This is a genomic window from Paenibacillus cremeus, from assembly GCF_007786445.1.
GTDB classification, from domain to species: domain Bacteria; phylum Bacillota; class Bacilli; order Paenibacillales; family NBRC-103111; genus Paenibacillus_G; species Paenibacillus_G cremeus.
This window is the reverse complement of sequence record NZ_VNJI01000037.1, coordinates 26826-44916: the sequence shown is the minus strand read 5'-3', so window position 1 is coordinate 44916 and position 18091 is coordinate 26826. Positions and strand designations below refer to the sequence as shown.

The 18091-nt window shown below is 54.2% G+C and carries 16 protein-coding genes; 5 read left to right on the top strand and 11 right to left on the bottom strand.

The genetic code is table 11. The features are described from left to right. Window positions 1–175: 175 nt before the first annotated feature. On the bottom strand, window positions 176–1288 hold the full coding sequence (citZ, locus tag FPZ49_RS23910) for a citrate synthase (RefSeq protein ID WP_144851805.1): 1113 nt from the start codon (window positions 1286–1288) through the stop codon (window positions 176–178). A gap of 273 nt (window positions 1289–1561) precedes the next feature. Continuing rightward, window positions 1562–1957 carry a DUF1640 domain-containing protein gene (locus tag FPZ49_RS23905; RefSeq protein WP_144851803.1) on the bottom strand — a complete coding sequence of 132 codons (396 nt, stop codon included), beginning with the start codon at window positions 1955–1957 and terminating at the stop codon, window positions 1562–1564. Window positions 1958–2105: 148 nt separating this feature from the next. Here FPZ49_RS23905 and FPZ49_RS23900 point away from each other — a divergent pair, with 148 nt between their 5' ends. Continuing rightward, window positions 2106–3665, top strand: coding sequence for a Ppx/GppA family phosphatase (locus FPZ49_RS23900; protein WP_144851801.1), 1560 nt, complete (start codon window positions 2106–2108; stop codon window positions 3663–3665). Here the strand turns inward: FPZ49_RS23900 and FPZ49_RS23895 are convergent. From FPZ49_RS23895 to FPZ49_RS23860, 8 genes are all read right to left on the bottom strand, one after another. After that, window positions 3631–5718 (bottom strand): RNA degradosome polyphosphate kinase, encoded by a 2088-nt coding sequence (locus FPZ49_RS23895; protein ID WP_144851799.1) that lies wholly within the window; start codon window positions 5716–5718, stop codon window positions 3631–3633. The two genes, FPZ49_RS23900 and FPZ49_RS23895, sit on opposite strands and share 35 nt — an antisense overlap. Window positions 5719–5852: 134 nt before the next feature. Beyond that, the gene (locus tag FPZ49_RS23890; RefSeq protein WP_144851797.1) at window positions 5853–6278 is read right to left on the bottom strand and encodes an acyl-CoA thioesterase; all 426 of its coding nucleotides are present in this window, start codon (window positions 6276–6278) and stop codon (window positions 5853–5855) included. A 104-nt stretch (window positions 6279–6382) separates the two neighbouring features. Then, complete coding sequence (pyk, locus tag FPZ49_RS23885; protein ID WP_144851795.1) at window positions 6383–8143, bottom strand: pyruvate kinase; 1761 nt, start codon at window positions 8141–8143, stop codon at window positions 6383–6385. Beyond that, window positions 8136–9116: an acetyl-CoA carboxylase carboxyl transferase subunit alpha gene (accA, locus tag FPZ49_RS23880; protein ID WP_144851793.1), complete on the bottom strand. Its 981-nt coding sequence runs from the start codon at window positions 9114–9116 to the stop codon at window positions 8136–8138. Before accA ends, pyk begins: the two co-directional genes overlap by 8 nt. Beyond that, window positions 9106–10032, bottom strand: coding sequence for an acetyl-CoA carboxylase, carboxyltransferase subunit beta (gene accD, locus FPZ49_RS23875; RefSeq protein ID WP_144851791.1), 927 nt, complete (start codon window positions 10030–10032; stop codon window positions 9106–9108). The genes accA and accD overlap by 11 nt, the downstream gene beginning before the upstream one ends. Before the next feature lie 56 nt (window positions 10033–10088). Continuing rightward, window positions 10089–10280, bottom strand: coding sequence for a glutamate decarboxylase (locus tag FPZ49_RS23870; protein ID WP_144851789.1), 192 nt, complete (start codon window positions 10278–10280; stop codon window positions 10089–10091). Between the two features lie 109 nt (window positions 10281–10389). After that, entirely contained in the window at window positions 10390–10881 is a 492-nt protein-coding gene (locus tag FPZ49_RS23865) for a phosphatidylglycerophosphatase A family protein (RefSeq protein WP_144851787.1), read from the bottom strand. Between the two features lie 223 nt (window positions 10882–11104). Further along, on the bottom strand, window positions 11105–14746 hold the full coding sequence (locus tag FPZ49_RS23860; RefSeq protein ID WP_144851785.1) for a DNA polymerase III subunit alpha: 3642 nt from the start codon (window positions 14744–14746) through the stop codon (window positions 11105–11107). A gap of 117 nt (window positions 14747–14863) precedes the next feature. Here FPZ49_RS23860 and FPZ49_RS23855 point away from each other — a divergent pair, with 117 nt between their 5' ends. The 3 genes from FPZ49_RS23855 to FPZ49_RS23845 all read left to right on the top strand — a co-directional run bounded on the left by FPZ49_RS23855 (window position 14864) and on the right by FPZ49_RS23845 (window position 16129). Then, entirely contained in the window at window positions 14864–15196 is a 333-nt protein-coding gene (locus FPZ49_RS23855) for a YtrH family sporulation protein (protein ID WP_144851783.1), read from the top strand. Next, the gene (locus FPZ49_RS23850; protein ID WP_144851781.1) at window positions 15196–15705 is read left to right on the top strand and encodes a hypothetical protein; all 510 of its coding nucleotides are present in this window, start codon (window positions 15196–15198) and stop codon (window positions 15703–15705) included. The genes FPZ49_RS23855 and FPZ49_RS23850 overlap by 1 nt, the downstream gene beginning before the upstream one ends. A gap of 130 nt (window positions 15706–15835) precedes the next feature. Further along, entirely contained in the window at window positions 15836–16129 is a 294-nt protein-coding gene (locus FPZ49_RS23845) for a YtpI family protein (RefSeq protein ID WP_144851779.1), read from the top strand. Window positions 16130–16260: 131 nt separating this feature from the next. On the opposite strand, the gene FPZ49_RS23840 is transcribed toward FPZ49_RS23845, so the two are convergent. After that, window positions 16261–17607, bottom strand: a complete 1347-nt coding sequence (locus FPZ49_RS23840) for a DRTGG domain-containing protein (RefSeq protein ID WP_144851777.1) — start codon at window positions 17605–17607, stop codon at window positions 16261–16263. A 149-nt stretch (window positions 17608–17756) separates the two neighbouring features. Between FPZ49_RS23840 and FPZ49_RS23835 the strand changes: the two genes are divergently transcribed. After that, window positions 17757–18074, top strand: a complete 318-nt coding sequence (locus tag FPZ49_RS23835) for a hypothetical protein (protein ID WP_144851775.1) — start codon at window positions 17757–17759, stop codon at window positions 18072–18074. Window positions 18075–18091 lie beyond the last annotated feature (17 nt).

Here is an 18091-nt window from a genome sequence, read left to right as displayed (position 1 = left end):
TTATTATAGGTCAGCATATGCTGACGTGATACGTGTCATTCGTTTATCTCAAAAACGAACGGGAGCCGCGGCGCTAGTCCCATGGAGCCTTAAGGAAAAAACGCTCCGAACATTGCACCGCAGCAGCCCGTTGAATAACTGAGCGAATTAAGGTTGTACCGTTACCGAGTAGTCATTAGCGCTGCTCGATCGGAGTGAACGCCTGATGCGATGGACCTGTATATTCGGCGCGTGGGCGGATCAAGCGGTTGTTCTCGTATTGCTCGAGAATGTGTGCTGTCCATCCGGATGTACGGCTGATAGCGAAGATCGGCGTGAACAAGTCGCGCGGAATTTCAAGAGATGTATAGACAGACGCGGAGTAGAAGTCCACGTTTGGCTTCAGACCTTTTTGGCCGGTAACCAGTTCTTCGATTTGGATCGACATATCGTACCAATTCATGTTGCCGGTAATTTTGCCGAGCTCTTGAGACATCTTCTGAAGATGCTTCGCGCGTGGGTCGCCGTTCTTGTATACACGGTGCCCGAAGCCCATGATCTTCTCTTTGTTAGCCAGCTTCTCGTTGATGTAGTTGGTTACGTTGTCGGCTGTGCCGATCTCTTCGAGCATCGCCATTACCGCTTCATTCGCGCCGCCGTGCAAAGGCCCCTTGAGGGCGCCGATCGCGGAAGTCACACCAGAGTAAATATCGGACAGCGTCGCTACGGTTACGCGTGCAGCGAACGTCGAAGCGTTCAGCTCATGATCCGCATGCAGGACAAGCGCTTTGTCCAGTGCTTCAATTGCGATTTTTTCCGGCTGCTTGCCAGTGAGCATATACAGGAAGTTCTCAGCGATGGAAACGCCGGACTTCGGTGCGATTGGCTCTTGGCCTTGGCGAATGCGTGCGAATGCCGCCACAATCGTCGTCAGCTGTGCTTGCAGCTTGATTGCTTTGCGCAGGTTCGCTTCTGGAGTCATATCATTAGCTTCTTCATCATACAGGGCCAAGCTGGAAACTGCTGTACGAAGAGCTGCCATAGAGTTTACGTCTTTGGGATACAGCTTGATTTGATCCAGCACTTGCTGCGGAATTTGAGCATACTTGCTCAGATCGCTCAGCAGTTGATTCAGCTCGGAGCGATTAGGCAGCTTGCCGTACCATAACAAGTATACTACCTCTTCGAATGTGGCTTTCTCTGCAAGATCGTCGATGTTGATGCCCCGATAGGTAAGCACACCGTCAATGATGGAGCTGATGGAGGACGTTGTGGCAACGATTCCTTCCAAACCTTTGGTTGCTGTCAAGAAAATCTCTCCTTTTGCGTTCAATTTCACATATGTCTACTATAAAGGATTTGCCAGCCAATGTGAACAAAGTTAGACATAAAAGTTCATTATCAGCACCATAAGAAAAACTTGTATCGCTGACAAGCCTCTTCCTGCTTCCGTGATACTCGCCATGAGTAACCACACTTACATCCACTGTTTAAGCTTTTCTAATTGCTGCTATATTATACCGGAGATTCGACAAAAAAGACGCTGCCTCCTTGGCCGCGCCGTTGTCTATGTAATCCGATTTTATTTTACCCGCTTCAGTTGATCCAATGCCAAGTCGTGCTCGCCAAGTTTTCCAGCCAGATACATGACATCTTCTTTCGAAGCGCAGGTTTCTATTTTCCCCTGGATCACATGGAGCATCGCAACGACGTCTTCGTTCTGAAACACTTCGATGCGATCCAGACGCTCGTCCACCCGGTCGAAACGGACTTCCATTTCTCGCTTAAGCGAAACAATCTCCGCTTGCATATCTTGCTTAAACGACGTCATCTCAGCTCGCAATTCTTGCTTAAACGATGTCATTTCCGCTTGTATATCTTGCTTAAACGACGTCATCTCCGCTTTTAGCTCCTGCTTGAACGGCTCCAACTCTTCTCTCATCACAAGCCGAAAAGCATCCATCCATTCACGCTCCATAACTAGCCCCCTCCCGTACTCCTTTAATTTTACCCTCGGAAAATAGCAGAGTCAATCTAGCAATCGGGGTAGCTAGCTGTCACTTGGACGTGCCGGGAAAGGATGATAAAATAAAACCTATAGGTTTAGGAAACAGGGGGTTTGGCTTATGGACATCAGCTGCAGCATTGGTATCATCGATATCGGCTCCAACTCGATTCGACTCGCGATCTATGAGCAACGAAAAAACGGTGCGTACCGCGTGATCAGCGAATTCAAAGAATCCGCCAGGCTCAGTGGGCGGATTGCTGCGGACGGATCGCTTCCCCCGTCGGAAATTGAGCGGCTCATCAGCACTTTAATGCATTTTAAACGGATCTGCCTCGCTCATGGAGTGGAGAAATGTCGAGTGGCCGCCACCGCCGCCATTCGCAATGCAACCAATTCACAAGAGATCGTAGATCAGCTCTCCCGGGCAACCGGCTTCCCAATCGAGATCTTATCGGGTGAAGACGAGGCCCGCATCGGATTTCTAGGCATGGCTCATACGATGGATATTCCCGATGGGTTTCTGGTCGACATCGGCGGCGGCAGCACCGAGGTTTCCTTATTCCGCGAGGGTAAGCGCCTTCGCAGCATGTCCTTCCCGTTCGGCGCGGTCAACACGACACGCAAATTCGCCCCTAACGGCGAATTTCAAGAGGAGCAGCTGCGCAGCATCCGTGCCATGGCTGAGCAAGCGTTTGCTCAGGAGCCGTGGATCAAAGAAGCGTCAGGGCTGCCGCTTGTCGGTCTAGGAGGCGCGATTCGAACGCTATGTAAAATCAATCAGCGCAAGAAAAAATATTCCTTGCAAACGACCCATAACTATATCATTTCTGCAGCCGATATGGATGAGCTGGTGCATTGGCTCACCAAGCTTTCGGGTGAAAAACGCAAGAAGGTTGACGGCTTAGCCAAAGACCGGCACGATATCATCGTTCCTGGCCTGCTCATTTTACACACGCTCTTTCAAGCGACTGGCGCTAAGCATTACGTGGTAAGCGGTGCGGGCCTGAGGGACGGCTTGTTCTTCGAAAGCTTCGAGCAAACCGATGCCGCGGAAGCTAACCGCCCTGTGGCGGAGCGCAGTGTCGATAACCTGCTGGCCTTGCATTCCACTGCTCCGCCTGCACATAGTGCCTTTGTCTGCGAGACCGCATTAATGCTCTATGACGCCGCGGCGAATGCCGGCTTGCATAAATACGACTCGAGAATTCGTCTGTGCCTGCAAACGGCAGCAAAGCTGTACCGAATCGGCGCTTCAATAAACTACTATCAGTATGCCAAGCATTCGTTCCACATGATCGCCAATACGCGGATTGACGGGCTCAGCCATAGAGAGATTCTGCTGGCCGCCTTCATAGCCACCTTCAAAACGAAACCGCGAACCAAGCAGCAATATGTGCCGTACAAAGACATTTTGCAAGAATCCGATGTGGATCTCATTGCTCGCTTGGGGTTCTTGCTCCGGCTGTCGATCGCATTGGATATCAGCGAGACTCAGCCGTTCGAGCTTACTCGCGTCGTGTCGGAGGGCGGCTCCTTGCAGCTGCAGCTGCAAACCAAACACGACCCCTCTGCCGAATGCAGAGAGGTCGAAGGTTTACTTAAAGAATTTAAGAAGGCTTGGGGTATTCCAATTCAAACCCAGGTTACACTTCTTGAGCCAACGCTTTCCACGAACTGATTCGCATGGCTTCAAATTGGCTGCGCAGCGGCGGCTCGCCGCTCGCTTTCACCCGCTCATACAACCCGCTAGGCATCAGCTGGCGGGCTTTTACATTGTCCTCCCAGCTCAGCTGCAGAATGCGAATCAGCGATTGCTGAATGTTTTTATCGACCACCGGGCACATCAGCTCAACTCGGCGGGTCAAGTTACGGGTCATCCAGTCTGCACTGGCAATGTAAACCTCAGGCTCACCGCCATTTTCGAAATAAAAGATGCGGGAATGCTCCAAAAAGCGATCGACGACGCTGCGTACGGTAATATGCTCGCTTAACCCTGGTACTCCAGGACGCAAACAGCACACGCCCCGGACGACAAGATCGATTTTGACCCCTGCTTGAGAAGCCTCATACAGCACATCCACCATGTCTTGATTGGACAAGGCGTTGAACTTGGCAATAATGCGTGCCGGCTTCCCTTCTGCGGCGTGCTTCGCTTCACGGCGGATCTTTTCAAACAGCTTATCCTTCATATCTGTAGGAGCCACGCCAAAGGCCTTCCAATTGTGCGGCGCGGAGTAGCCAGTCACCTCATTGAACAAGGCGGAGGCGTCCTCCCCGATCACCTTATGGGAAGTAAACAGCCCCACATCCGTATACAGCTTCGCGGTGTTATCATTATAGTTGCCTGTGCCCACATGCACATAGCGGCGCAGTCCATCCGCTTCTTGGCGAACGACGAGCGTAATTTTGGCGTGTGTTTTGAGGCCGACCAAGCCATAAACGACATGGCAGCCCGACTGCTCCAGCTTTCTAGCCCACGCGATGTTCCGCTCCTCGTCAAACCGTGCTTTCAGCTCCACGACCACCGTCACCTGCTTGCCAGACTCCGCCGCACGCGCCAGCGCTTGAATAAGAGGCGAGTTGCCGCTCACGCGGTATAGCGTCATTTTGATCGCGAGCACTTGAGGGTCGTACGCCGCCTGGCAGACGAAATCCGTCACGGCATCGAACGATTCGTACGGATGATATACCAGTACATCCTGCTGCCTCAGCTTTTGGAACAGATCGTCCGTATCATCGAGCTCCGCCGGATATTCCGGTTCAATCGGCTTGTAGCGCAAATGCTCATAGCCTTGCAGCGAGCCGGCCAGCTTCATGAAATAGGTCAGATCGAGCGGACCGTCAATTTCAAAAATGTTTTCCGAAATCTCGAACTCTTCCATCAGCTGCGTCAACGCATATGGATGGATGCCTTTCTGCACTTCCAGCCGGACCGGGTCGCCCCAGCGACGTTTGCGCAGCTGAGTTTCGATCTCCTCCAGCAAGTCCTCCGCGCCTTCTTCATTCAAGGACAGGTCCGCGTTCCGTGTCAGCCTGAAGCCATGCACAGAGAGCGGAATGTAGCCGCTGAACAGCGTCTGGATATGGTGCTCGATCAACTCTTCCATCAGAATGAACTCGTGTTTCTTGCTGTTCGTGCGCCCGGGAATCGGAATATAGCGGGACAGATTGGACGGCACCTGCACAATGGCAAAATACGGCTCATCCTCCGGGTCATCTCCCTCTTTCATCAGCAGGACAGCCAAATAAAGTGCCTGCGTATGTACTAGCGGAAAAGGACGCGCCTGATCGACCGCCATCGGAGTCAGAACCGGAAACACAATTTCATGATAATATTCATCCATCGCTTTGCGCTGGGTTTGATTCAAGTCCTCGTAATCGCTGAACAAAATGTCTTCTTTGGCCAGCTGTCTCACAATGTCGCGGAAGGTTTTGTATTGCTCTCCCACCATTTTGGCGGACCGCTTCATGATGCGCTTGAACAGCCCTGCGGGGGTGTAGCCTGTAAAATCCTTCTTCGTATAGCCTGCCTTCAGCTGATCCTTAATGCCCGCCACACGAACGCTCATAAACTCGTCCAGATTCGAAGATACGATTGAGAGAAACTTCACCCGCTCTAACAGCGGAGTAGTCGGATCCTGCGCTTCCTCCAGCACACGCCAGTTGAATTCCACCCAGCTTAAATCCCGGTTCAAATAGTTGTTTGCCGTTTCCCGAGCTACGGTGTTCATCGTAATCTAAACCTCCATGGTATCGTGCGTTTTGGTCATTCGAAGCCCGAAATCCAACGCTTTTCTTTCATCATAATTCGACAATGTTAGTGGAAGAACGGTGTTTTGTAAATTTTATGTAAAGATTCTCGGATTTAAGCTTCCTGATTCGTAAATTTTATATTCTGCAGCAGGGCGTACAGCTCCGGGGCTTCCCGGTCGATCCGTTTGGGCTTCCAGTCGCGCCCCACCCACAGGTGCTTTGTGCCCCCGCTCACCAGCAGATCATTCCCGCGCCTAATTTCGTTTATAAATTGCAGGCGAAGGTTCGTATAGTCCACTATCCGCGTATACAGCGTGATTTCGTCATCGTAACGGGCCGGCTGGCGAAACTTCAGCTCCGCTTCGATAACCGGCAGCAGCAGCCCCTTCTCCTCTAGCGTCCGGTAATCCATCCCCAGCTGCCGGATCATTTCCGTTCGGCCGATTTCAAACCAATTCAAGTAATTGGCATGATACACGACGCCCATCTGATCGGTTTCCTGATAGCGGACACGCAGCTCATGTTTGAACCATTCCATGTGGATTATGTTCCCCCTAGGCTTATCAGCAGCTTGACCTGACCTCAAAAAAGAGAGCGAAACCGGTATTCGATTTCGCTCTCTTGATGTTCATATAGTTGAAATTACAATACGCGAGCCCGACCGGAGTAGATCACGCCCACTTCCGGATAGATCGAAACCTCGGCTCCATCCTTCAAAATTTCCGTTACGTTCTCCACGCCAACGATGACCGGCTTGCTGAGGCTGATTCCTACAACGGCCGCATGGGACGTAATGCCCCCCGTTTCGGTAATGACCGCAGCAGCCTTTTGGAATGCCGGCATGTAATCTTTATCCGTCGTCACGGTAACCAAGATGCAGCCTTCGGAGGCCTTGGCATTCGCTTCTTCTGCAGTGCGGGCAGTCACGACTTTGCCAGTTGCGATCTGTGTGCCGATGCCTTGGCCCTTGGCGATCATTTCGCCGATTTGGTGTACCTTGATCAGGTTAGTCGTTCCGGAGCGGCCAACCGGCACGCCTGCCGTAATGACCACGAGGTCGCCGAGGCTGACATGACCTGTCTTCAAGCTCATATCGACCGCATGCTCGAACAATTGGTCAGTGGAGTCGCAATGCTCTCCTTTAACTGGAATAACGCCCCATACCAGGGACAAACGGCGAAGCACACGCTCGTCCGGCGTAACTGCGATGATCGGCGCCTTCGGACGATACTTGGATACCATGCGTGCTGTATAGCCGCTCTCTGTGGATGTCAGGATCGCTTTCGCATCCAGATCCAAGGCGGAGTTCGCTACCGCTTGGCTGATCGCTTCCGTTACCGTCTTTTGCTGCGCGTTGCTTTGACGAATGAAAATTTCGCGATGCTCCAATGCCGTTTCAGCACGTTCAGCAATGCGGGCCATCGTCAGAACGGATTCGATCGGGTATTTCCCGGCTGCCGTTTCACCGGACAGCATGACGGAATCCGAGCCGTCGAAGATCGCGTTCGCCACGTCACTTGCTTCTGCGCGAGTTGGACGCGGGTTGCGCTGCATCGAATCGAGCATCATCGTAGCCGTAATAACCGGCTTGCCGGCTTGGTTACATTTCTTGATCATCGCTTTTTGCACGATTGGCACATCTTCAGCTGGAATTTCTACGCCCAAGTCGCCGCGCGCTACCATCAAGCCGTCGGAAACCTCGAGAATTTCGTCCAGGTTGTCCACGCCTTCTTGGTTCTCGATCTTCGAAATGATCTGGATATGCGTCGCGTTGTGACGCTCCAGGATTTCGCGGATTTCGATGACGTCGCTGGCTTTACGTACGAAAGAAGCCGCGATGAAGTCTACACCCTGCTCGATACCGAAAATGATATCGTTGGCATCCTTCTCCGTAATCCCTGGCAGGTTGATTTTGACACCAGGCACGTTAACGCCTTTCTTCCCGCCGAGCAATCCGCCGTTCTTAATGCGGCAGACGATATCCGTACCGCGGATGTCTTCTACAGTCAGGCCGATCAGACCGTCGTCGATTAAGATCGTGGAGCCGATCTTCACATCTTTGTACAGGTCCTTGTATGTAATATAAACGCGCTCTGCGTCGCCTTCGATCTCTTCGGTTGTGAGCGTGATCATGCTATCTTGAACCAGCTCTACCTTTTGGTCGCCCTTCAATTTCCCTGTGCGGATCTCTGGTCCCTTAGTGTCCAGCAAAATCGCAACGGTTCTGCCGCCCATTTCCTGACAAGCCTGGCGCACGTTCTTAATTCGGTTGCCATGCTCCTCAAAGTCACCGTGAGAGAAGTTAAGCCGAGCGACGTTCATCCCGGCTTCAATTAATTTCTTAAACATGTCCAGCGATTCGCTCACTGGACCGATCGTACAAACAATCTTGGTTTTACGCATGGTTTGGATTACCCTCCTGAATGGTTGTGAAGCGACCGAGTTGTCTGAATTTATTATAACGGTCTTCGACTAATTCATTCTCCGCGAATTTCGACAATTCCTGCAAATGCGTCCACAAAACGCGCTTGATCGCCTCAGCCTGAACAGCAACATCCCGATGAGCTCCGCCCTTCGGTTCAGGTATGATTTCGTCGATGACACCGAGCTTGAGCACTTCTTCAGCCGTTATTTTCATCGCTTCTGCCGCTTCCATCGATTTTGAAGCATCTTTATATAAAATCGAGGCTGCGCCCTCCGGACTGATGACCGAATAGATCGCATTCTCGAGCATAAATACACGGTTACCCAGAGCAAGCGCAAGCGCTCCGCCGCTGCCGCCTTCGCCGACGACCACGCACAAAATCGGCACGCCGAAGGAGGCCATCTCCATCAGATTGCGTGCGATCGCTTCGCCTTGTCCCCGTTCCTCTGCCGCACTGCCCGGGTAAGCTCCCGGCGTATCGATAAAGGTGATGATCGGACGTTTGAATTTGTTAGCCTGCTTCATAAAGCGAAGCCCCTTGCGGAAGCCCTCCGGATGCGGCATACCGAAATGGCGGGAAATGTTGTCTTTCGTATCTTTCCCTTTCTGGTGCCCAACAACCGTTACTGGAACGCCATTCAATCGACCGATTCCGCCGACAATCGCCTGATCGTCTCCATAGAGACGGTCGCCATGCAGCTCAATGAAATCCGTGAAAATATGCTGGATCAAATCGAGCGTCGTCGGACGCTGCGGGTGTCTGGCCAGCTGCATCTTTTGCTTGACGCTTAAATTTTTGTACAAGTCAGACTCCAGCTGCTCATAGCGCTGCTCCAGACGAGCGATTTCGTCGGAGAAATCGATCTGCTTGTCCGTGCTGAATTTCTTCAGCTCTTCAATCTTCCCGCGCAGTTCGACAAGAGGCTGCTCAAAAGGCAATTCATTTGCCACTAGCTGTCTCCTCCTTCACTGTATGCAAGCCAAGCAATTGGGCGAGCATGCCGCGCAGCTCTTTGCGTGGCACGACCATATCGACCTGACCGTACTTTAAGTTCAGTTCCGCCGTTTGGAAATTGTCCGGCAGCTTCTGGCGAATCGTCTGCTCGATGACCCGAGGTCCCGCAAAGCCGAACGCTGCAGCCGGCTCGGCAATTACAAAATCACCAAGCATCGCATAGCTGGCCGTAACCCCTCCATAGGTAGGGTCCGTTATGACGGAAATATACAGCCCGCCCAGCTCATTCAGCTTGGCAATTGCAGCACTCGTCTTGGCCATCTGCATCAGAGAGAGAATGCTCTCCTGCATCCGTGCGCCGCCCGACGTGGAAAAAATAATGATCGGCAGCTTCTTCTCGATTGCCTGCTCCACGGCCCGGGTTACCTTCTCGCCCACGACTGAGCTGAGCGTACCCGCCATAAAATCGAAGCTCATTACGGCCAGCACACAGCGGTATCCGCCAATTGTGCCTTCCCCGGTAATCACGGCATCGTTCATCCCGGTCGCTTCGACGGCCTTATTATATTTCTTTGGGTAGTCGGGAAAACCGAGCGGATCCACCGACGCCATCTCACTGTCGTACTCTTGGAACTCTCCGCCGTCCATCATCATTTGAATCCGTTCGACCGCATTCAATTTGAAGTGATATCCGCAAGCCGTACAAACCTTCAGATTCTTGTCCAGCTCTTTATTGTACTGGATCGTCCCGCACTTGGGGCACTTGTTCATCAGGCCTTCCGGGATTTCACGCTTCGGGCGTTCCTCAGGAACGTCCACAGCCCCGTCCACTACCCGGCTTTGTACAGGCCTGTCCGTTGAAGGAATGGTAGCATATTTTCTTTTCTTCTGGAATAAATCTTTAAATTGCATGAACTACACCTCGCCTTACAATAGTTGAACCTGATCTTCAAAGGCTCAATAAGGAGTTACGATCTATGCAAAATGGAGTTCAGCACCTCTTGAACCTCTTCCACTTCACCTTCGGGCACCAAAATCTCGAATTGGTTCTTCGTCATGTTGATTGCGCGTACTTGTACCAGAAAGCCCTCTTCCGTGAGCCTTTGCTTGATTCTTTCCGCAATTTTCGCGGTCGGAGCGATGTAAATTACCGTCCACATGAAAAAAGACCTCCCGAACATAATGGAATAATGATATCATAGTTCCACTTTTGCCCGCAACCGAGCATTGCGGTGAGCCGGGAGGTCTATTCAAGGTAAATATTGGGCTTCACGGAGCCGAAAGGCTGTCCAATTCGTCCTGATGCTCATGCGCGATTCGCGCCGATGCCGCCGCCGCAAGCCCGCAGATCAAGTCATCCAGAAACACATGAATGCCCGTTGGGTGATCGTTCAGCTCGCGGATGACGCCGATCTTGCTCTTGTCGAGGTAGCCGAAGCTAGTGAGGCCGATCATGCCGTACACGTGGACGATGCCGAGTGCAAGCGTCTCATCGACGCCGTACAAGGAGGCATCGGTTTCCATGATCGTCTGCAGCGGCTCCGGCAGCACTTTCTTCTCCGCGAGCTCATCCAGCGCGATTCCGGTGTATAGCACGTACTGTACCTCCCGTTTCTTAAGCACGGAAAGCACACTGTCCTTGCAGGCTTGCTCTGTAAGCGCAGGGTTATACGGGTGCTGCAGCTGATAGACGATATCGGCAATTTGCTTAATGGTGACGCCGCGTTTCTCCAAGCATTCGATAATGTGCTCCTGGGACATCGAAACAACGCCTCCTCCGATTCCTTCAGTAATTAGCGCTTCACGTGGTTGCAATTGGATTCGATTCATCGCGAATTCAATTGCAACGTGGTTGCAATTGAGCTTCGATGGCTTGCGGAGTTCAATTGCAACGTGGTTGACAACTTTCCTTCTATACTTCGTGAAGTAAAGTTGCAACGCGATTTCGTGGTGGATTACTAAATGTATGCGGGGGAGGCGGATTTTATTTCACCTTTACGGTTTCTTTGCCGAGCAATTGCTCAATTTGTTGAAACAGATCGGGTGATGGCTTTACTTTATATTGATCGCTCAATCCGAGCGACTTCTGCGTCTTCTCGTAATAGAGCACGACCGGCAGCGGGCCGCTGTGCTTCGTGATCAGCTGCTTCAGCTCCGCGAGCACCGAGGGCTCCTCGTGCGAAGGGGAAATCTTCATATATACGCGCTGCACGGCGGCGCCGGCAGGCCGGGGCACCGTGCCCGCGGCAGCCGGTCGCGGCTGCGGGCTCCTGGCGGCAGCTGCAGCGGCTACCCCGGCAGGCGGCCTCGTCGCCGCTCCCGTGCGCTGCGCCGGCTGCGACGGCGCTCCGCTACGGGCGGCGCCTGGCTTGCCGCTCTGCGGGCTCGCGCCCTTCACCGCCTTCAGCTCCAGCTGCGGATCGCTCAGCGCGAGCAGCTGATCGGCTAGCAGCTTGTAGTCCTCGTCGCCCAGCTGCAGCTTCGCAAGTACAAGCACCGGCTTGCCCTTCTGCACGAGCGGCGCGAATTTCTTCCACACCTCGGGAAACAGCACGACCTCCGCTTTTCCGACACGATCCTCCAGCTCCATGAAGGCCATCGGCTGCCCCTTCTTGGTCACGATCGTCTTGTTCGACAAAACAAGACCGGCGACCATGACCTCGCTGCCATCCGGATACTCCTGCAGCTGATGCAGCGGATCGATCTCCAGCTTGCGCATCACAGGCTCGAAATCGTCCATCGGACTGCCCGAGATGTACAGCCCGAGCAGCTCCCGCTCTAAATCCAGCTTCTGTGTGAGGGTGAACGGCGGGATCTCGGGGTATTCGACCTCCCAGTTCGCCTCCTCCTCAAAGCCAAAGCCGTCGAGCACCAGCTGCAAATCCTCGCGGTCCTTGCGCCACTTCACCGCGGCCTCGACCGCGCCCTCCAGCATCGCCAGCTGCTGAGAGCGGTGGCCCGGCAGCGAATCGACGGCGCCGCCCTGGATGAGCGACTCCATCACGCGCTTGTTACACACGCGCAGATCCACTCGGCGGCACAGATCGATCAGGCTCGCATATGGTCCAGTGCGGCGCTCCGCAATGATCGACTCGATCGCGTGTGTGCCAACGTTCTTGATCGCTGCCAGCCCGAAGCGGATGGCGCCTCTGCGTTCCTCCGATGAATGAGCTACCGGCGTGAACAGGAACCCGCTCTCGTTCACGTCAGGAGGCAGTACGTCGATGCCCATCCGGCGGCATTCGTCGACATATTCCGCCACCTTGTGGTGGCTCCCCATAACCGCCGTCAGCATCGAGGCCATAAACAGCACCGGATAATGCGCCTTCAAATAAGCGGTCTGGAACGCCAGCACCCCGTAAGCCGTCGCATGCGCCCGCGGGAAGCCATAATCGGCGAAACGGACGATCATATCGTAGACGCGGTTCGCATCCTTCTCGCTGTAGCCTTGGCTCATGCTGCCCCGTACGAAGTGGGTGCGCTCCTCATCGAGCACCTCCCGCTTCTTCTTGCTGACCGCCCGGCGCAGCAGGTCCGCTTCGCCGAGATTGAAGCCCGCCATCAGCGAGGCGATCTGCATGATCTGCTCCTGGTATACGATAATGCCGTACGTATCCCGCAGAATCGGCTCCAGCGCCGGATGCGGATACTCCACCTGCTCTAGGCCGTGCTTGTACCCGATATATTTTGGGATAAATTCCATCGGGCCCGGCCGGTACAGCGCGAGCACCGAAATAATGTCTTCGAATTCGGACGGCCGCAGCTCCTTTAGCACCCGCCGCACTCCCGCCGACTCGAGCTGAAAGATGCCCGTCGTGTCACCCTTGCTGAGCAATTCGTACGTCGCCGGATCGTCCTTGGAGATCTGCGTCCAATCCAGCGACTCGCCGGTCTGCTCGCGAATCCATTGCAGCGTGCGCTCAATAATGGAAAGCGTGCGCAGTCCGAGAAAATCCATCTTGAGAAGGCCGATCGCCTCCAGATGCTCCATCGGATACTGCGTCAGCGCCGTCTGCTCCGTCCCTTCCTGCAGCGGCACGTACTGCGTCAGCGGCTCGCGCGAGATGATGACACCCGCCGCATGCGTGGAGGCATGGCGCGGCATGCCCTCCACCTTCATCGCGATCTCCAGCAGCTCCGCAGTCTTCGGCTGGCTGGCGGCCAGCGCCTTCAGCTCGGGGCTCGCCACCAGCGCTTCAGACAGCGTCATGCCAAGCTGATGCGGAATCAGCTTCGCCGCCCGATCGACCTCGTTGTACGGCATGTTCAGCACCCGGCCCACATCGCGCACCGCCGCCTTCGCGGCCATAGTCCCGAAGGTGATGATTTGGGCGACCCGGTCCCGGCCATATTTGCCGACGACATAATCGATGACCTCGTCACGCCGCAAATCGCTGAAGTCAATATCGATATCGGGCATCGACACCCGCTCCGGGTTCAAAAACCGCTCGAAGAGCAGGTTATACTTGATCGGATCCACATCGGTAATCCGCAGCACGTACGCTACCAAGCTTCCCGCCGACGAGCCCCGCCCCGGTCCGGTCACGATGCCCTGCTCATGCGAGTAGCGGATAAAGTCCCACACAATCAAAAAATAATCGGAGTAGCCCATCCGCTCAATGACCGACAGTTCGTAGTCGAGACGCTGAAGCACGTTTGCCCGCCAAGCCTCGTCCTGCCAGGTTTCAAGCGCCGCATATCTTGCCTTCAGCCCTTCCTGGCACAACTCGGCAAGATATTCGCCCGAGGTCAGCCCTTCAGGAATCGGCTCGAACTGCGGCAGGATGGAGCGTCCGAATTCGAGCTCCAAATTACACTGCTCCGCGATCGCCACCGTGTTCGCCATCGCCTCCGGCACATGCGGAAACAAGCGCGCCATCTCGCTCTCACTCTTCAAATACAGCTGCGAAGAATGAAACTTTAGCCGCTCCTCGTCCTCTACCGTTTTCCCCGTTCCGATGCAAATGAGAATGTCCTGCACCGCATGATCGGGCTCCCGGACGTAATGCACGTCGTTCGTAGCTACGAGCCGGATCCCCGTATCCTTGCTCAGCCGCAGCATCAGCTGCAGCACCTTCTTTTGCTCCGCCAGGCCGTGATCCTGCAGCTCCAGGTAGAAGTCGTCGCCGAAAATATCCCGGTACCGCTCCGCCGCCGCCTTCGCCTCGTCATACCGCCCGTGCAGCAAATGCTGGGACACCTCGCTGCCGAGGCACGAGCTTGTGCAGATGAGGCCCTCCGAATACCGCTGCAAATGCTCTAAGTCGATGCGCGGCTTATAATGATAGCCCTCCAGATGCGCGATGGAGACGAGCTTCATCAAATTCTGGTAGCCGGTCATATTCTTCGCCAGCAGCAGCAAATGATAGATCGGCTGCTCCTGCCGGTTCCCCTTCGTCCGAAGCGACCCTGCCGTATAGTAAACCTCACAACCGATAATCGGCTTAATGCCGTGACTCTTGCATGCTTTATAAAAAGGAATCGCGCCGTACATGACGCCGTGATCCGTAAGCGCCAGCTCCTTCATCCCGAGCTTCGCTGCCTGTCCGACCAAATCGTCGATCCGTGCGGCGCCGTCGAGAAGGCTGTACTCGCTGTGGACGTGCAAATGGACAAAGCCGCTCATCCGGCCGCCCCCTTCCAGGTAATAATCGCTTTTTCATAATATTTTAGCATAATGCGAACAGGTGTGCCATAGAGTAGAAAGAGGACAGCTTGTTTGAAAGCGGAAGGAGGACAAGAGGTGGCATCCTTTATATCCAAATGCTTGCTCGATTTCCTGGTGGCGTTCGGTGTGGTGCTGGGCGGGACTATGCTGGCCGGCATCTGCGCCGTGCTGACGCTGGAGCCTCCGGCATGGCGCATGGCCAGCGTGGCGGAGCAGATCAAAATATGGGCCTTGGTCGCGGCCATCGGCGGAACCATCGATCCGATCCGGGCGATCGAGACGAACTTTATTGAAGGCCATATCTCGCCAGCCATCAAGCAAATTATGTACATCGTCTGCGCATTCACAGGAGCTCATGTGGGATCGACGCTCATCCAGTGGATTTGCAAAGGAGGGAGCAACGGTTGATGCCGCCTGAGAAGGCCGAGCAGACCGGCAGCGTGCTGCGTTATGTCGGTCTGGTCATTGCAGGGATGGTCATCGGCGCCGCCCTGTTCATGAGCATTTATCATCAGCAGCTCAGCTTCATGATCGAGCAAAATCACCTGCTGCGCACCGAAAACAACAAGCAGGCGGACGAGATCAGCGACCTCAAAAAAAGTAAAAACCAGCAAAGCACGATCAATCTGCTGAATATCTATGTGGAGGGCGCCGATCACACCGTGCTGGACAAGCTCGCCGAGGCGGAGCTGAAGCGGCGCATTCACACTGATCTGCGCAAGGTCGTCATCGGGCGGAAAATCAGCAATTTTGCCGAGAACCCAGACGTTTACGAACAAATCTTGGTGCAAAAGCCGTACCTCGGCGTCATGGACAAAGATTATATCGTGCAAAATGTCAAATGGATGGTTGTCACCCAAACGGAGCTGAAAATATGGGTGACGGTCAAGGAGTGGAAGCGTCTCCCGGTATCGTAGCCGTTTCATATGGAGGAAGATTGATTTTCTGGGGAAAAATCGCTAAAGTAAACAGATGATGCCCTTGGATGCCGACGTCCCTGTCGGATCGGGAGGCGACTTTGTCCTAGAAGGATGTGCTTGCTTCCGTATGCAAACAATTCAGATCGTGCTCAGCGCACTCATTGTCGTTACGTTATTCATAACTGTGTTCTACAGCTTCCGTTACCGCCGGGAACGGGACCCAAAGCTGCGGGGACTCTATGCCTCCCGCATGAACATGGCCATGGGCATAATGCTCGTCATCATTGCGATTACTCAGCTGTTCTTTTTCACCGATTCGGTCACTCGGCGCATTTTCGGAACGATCTGTCTGCTCTTGGGGCTGTTCAACCTGTTTGCCGGGATCCGCAATCATAGTCATTTTAGCCGACTGGGACAATAGGGGAACTGGATTCCGTTATTCGTCGGTTTTTCCTGCCCGTGGTGTTAAAATCGCCCCATCCTAGGTTCCGCTACTTTAAAGCGGGGCCTTTATTTTTGCCCAATAACGGAACTCCGTTCCTCTAACCGCCTCTACGCCTGCTCGATGACCTGCGCCGTCAGCATCGCCTTGGCCACCAGCGCTGCACCGTGGAACATCTCGACATCGATTTTGCCGAATTTGCGGCTGACCTCGATAATTTTCGCGCGGATCTCGACCTCGCTGTCGATCTGTACCGGCTTGATGAAATACGACGACATGTTGTCGAGCACCAGGTCCCCCTTCTTCACATCCTGCACCGCATGGTAAGCGGCCTGTGTCATCAGTACGGTCAGCACGCCCTCAGACATCGTCCCCAGCTGATTGGTCATCTGCGGTGTGATGATGCCGCGGAACACGATCTGTCCGGACACATCCTTGACCTCGTTAAAGCCCGACCAGATCAAATCCTCGAATGTCTCCCCGTGCTGCGGCTGACGCTGAATATGCTGCATTGCCTTCATGACGTCCTTGCGGCTGATGACCGCCACGACCTTCCGGTTCATATCGACGATCGGCAAAAGCTCAATGCCCTCCCACACCATCAGGTGCGCCGCCGAAGCGACCGACGTGCTTGGCCCCGCCGTGACAGGCCCGCGTGTCATCCGCTTGTCAATCGTCTGGTCCGGCTCGGCGCCGATCAAATCCTTCGAGGTGATCATTCCGATCACCCGGTTCCATTCATCCACCACCGGAAACCGGCTGTGCCCGGTCTCCTCATGCAGCCGCTGCCAATCCTTCAGCGTATGATTCACCTTGAGCGAGAAGACTTGCATTTGCTTGGGGACGATGTCCTCGATCAGCAATATTTTTTTCTTGATCAGCCGGTCGTAGATGGCGCGGTTGATCATCGAAGCGACCGTAAACGTATCATAGCTGCTGGAGATAATCGGCAGCTCCAGCTGGTCGGCGAGCTTCTTGACCTCTTCGCTCGTTCCAAAGCCCCCGGTAATAAGCACGCCTGCGCCTTGCTCCAGCGCCCCGCTGTGGGCTTTGCTCCGGTTCCCCACGATCAGGAGGCTGCCCGGGTCGATATAGCGCATCATCGCTTCCTGCTCCATCGCGCCGATCACAAACTTGTGCAGCGTCTTCTCGAGGCCTGCACGGCCGCCCAGCACTTCGCCGTCCACCATGTTGACCACCTCGGCGAACGTCAGCTTATCGAGCTGATCGCGCAGCTTCTTCTCCACCCGCACGGTGCCGACCCGCTCCTTGGTGGCGACAAGCCCCAGTGTATCCGCTTCCTTAATCGCACGGTAGGCAGTCCCTTCGCTGACACCCAGCTTCTCCGCTATTTTGCGTACGGAAATTTTGCTGCCGATTTTAAGCCCTTCGATATATTTAATAATTTGTTCGTGCTTGGTCGCCGCTTCCTGTAAGCTTGTGTCCGTGTCCTGCATCTGTTTGCCCCCCACCCGATTCAACTGTACCAGTCTGTACTATAAGTATAAAGATTTTTCCAGAAAAAGAATAGCCCAAGAACAAGAATTTGCCGGACATCGCATACAATGTATCAAATTGCCTACATTACAGGAGGTGTGGCTGCACTATGGACATTAATCCATTCGAGGGACCGACGCAAAAGGTTTATCAGCAGGAGCCCCATATGGTCGAAGCGCTGCATAAATGCAAAGAAAGGCTGCATTCGATTTGCAAGGAGCACATGCACAAGCAGGTGCGGGTAACCACGATCCACGGCCAAACGCACGACGGTGTCATCGTACATATCGATGCCTATTACGTCTATCTGCAGATGCTGCCGGGACACAGCCGGGCGCTGCTGCCTTACGGCCCGTACAGCTATTATAACAACGTGATTTTGCCGCTGGTGCTGTTCGAATTGCTGACCATTGCCCTGATCGCTTGACCTGGACGACCACTGAC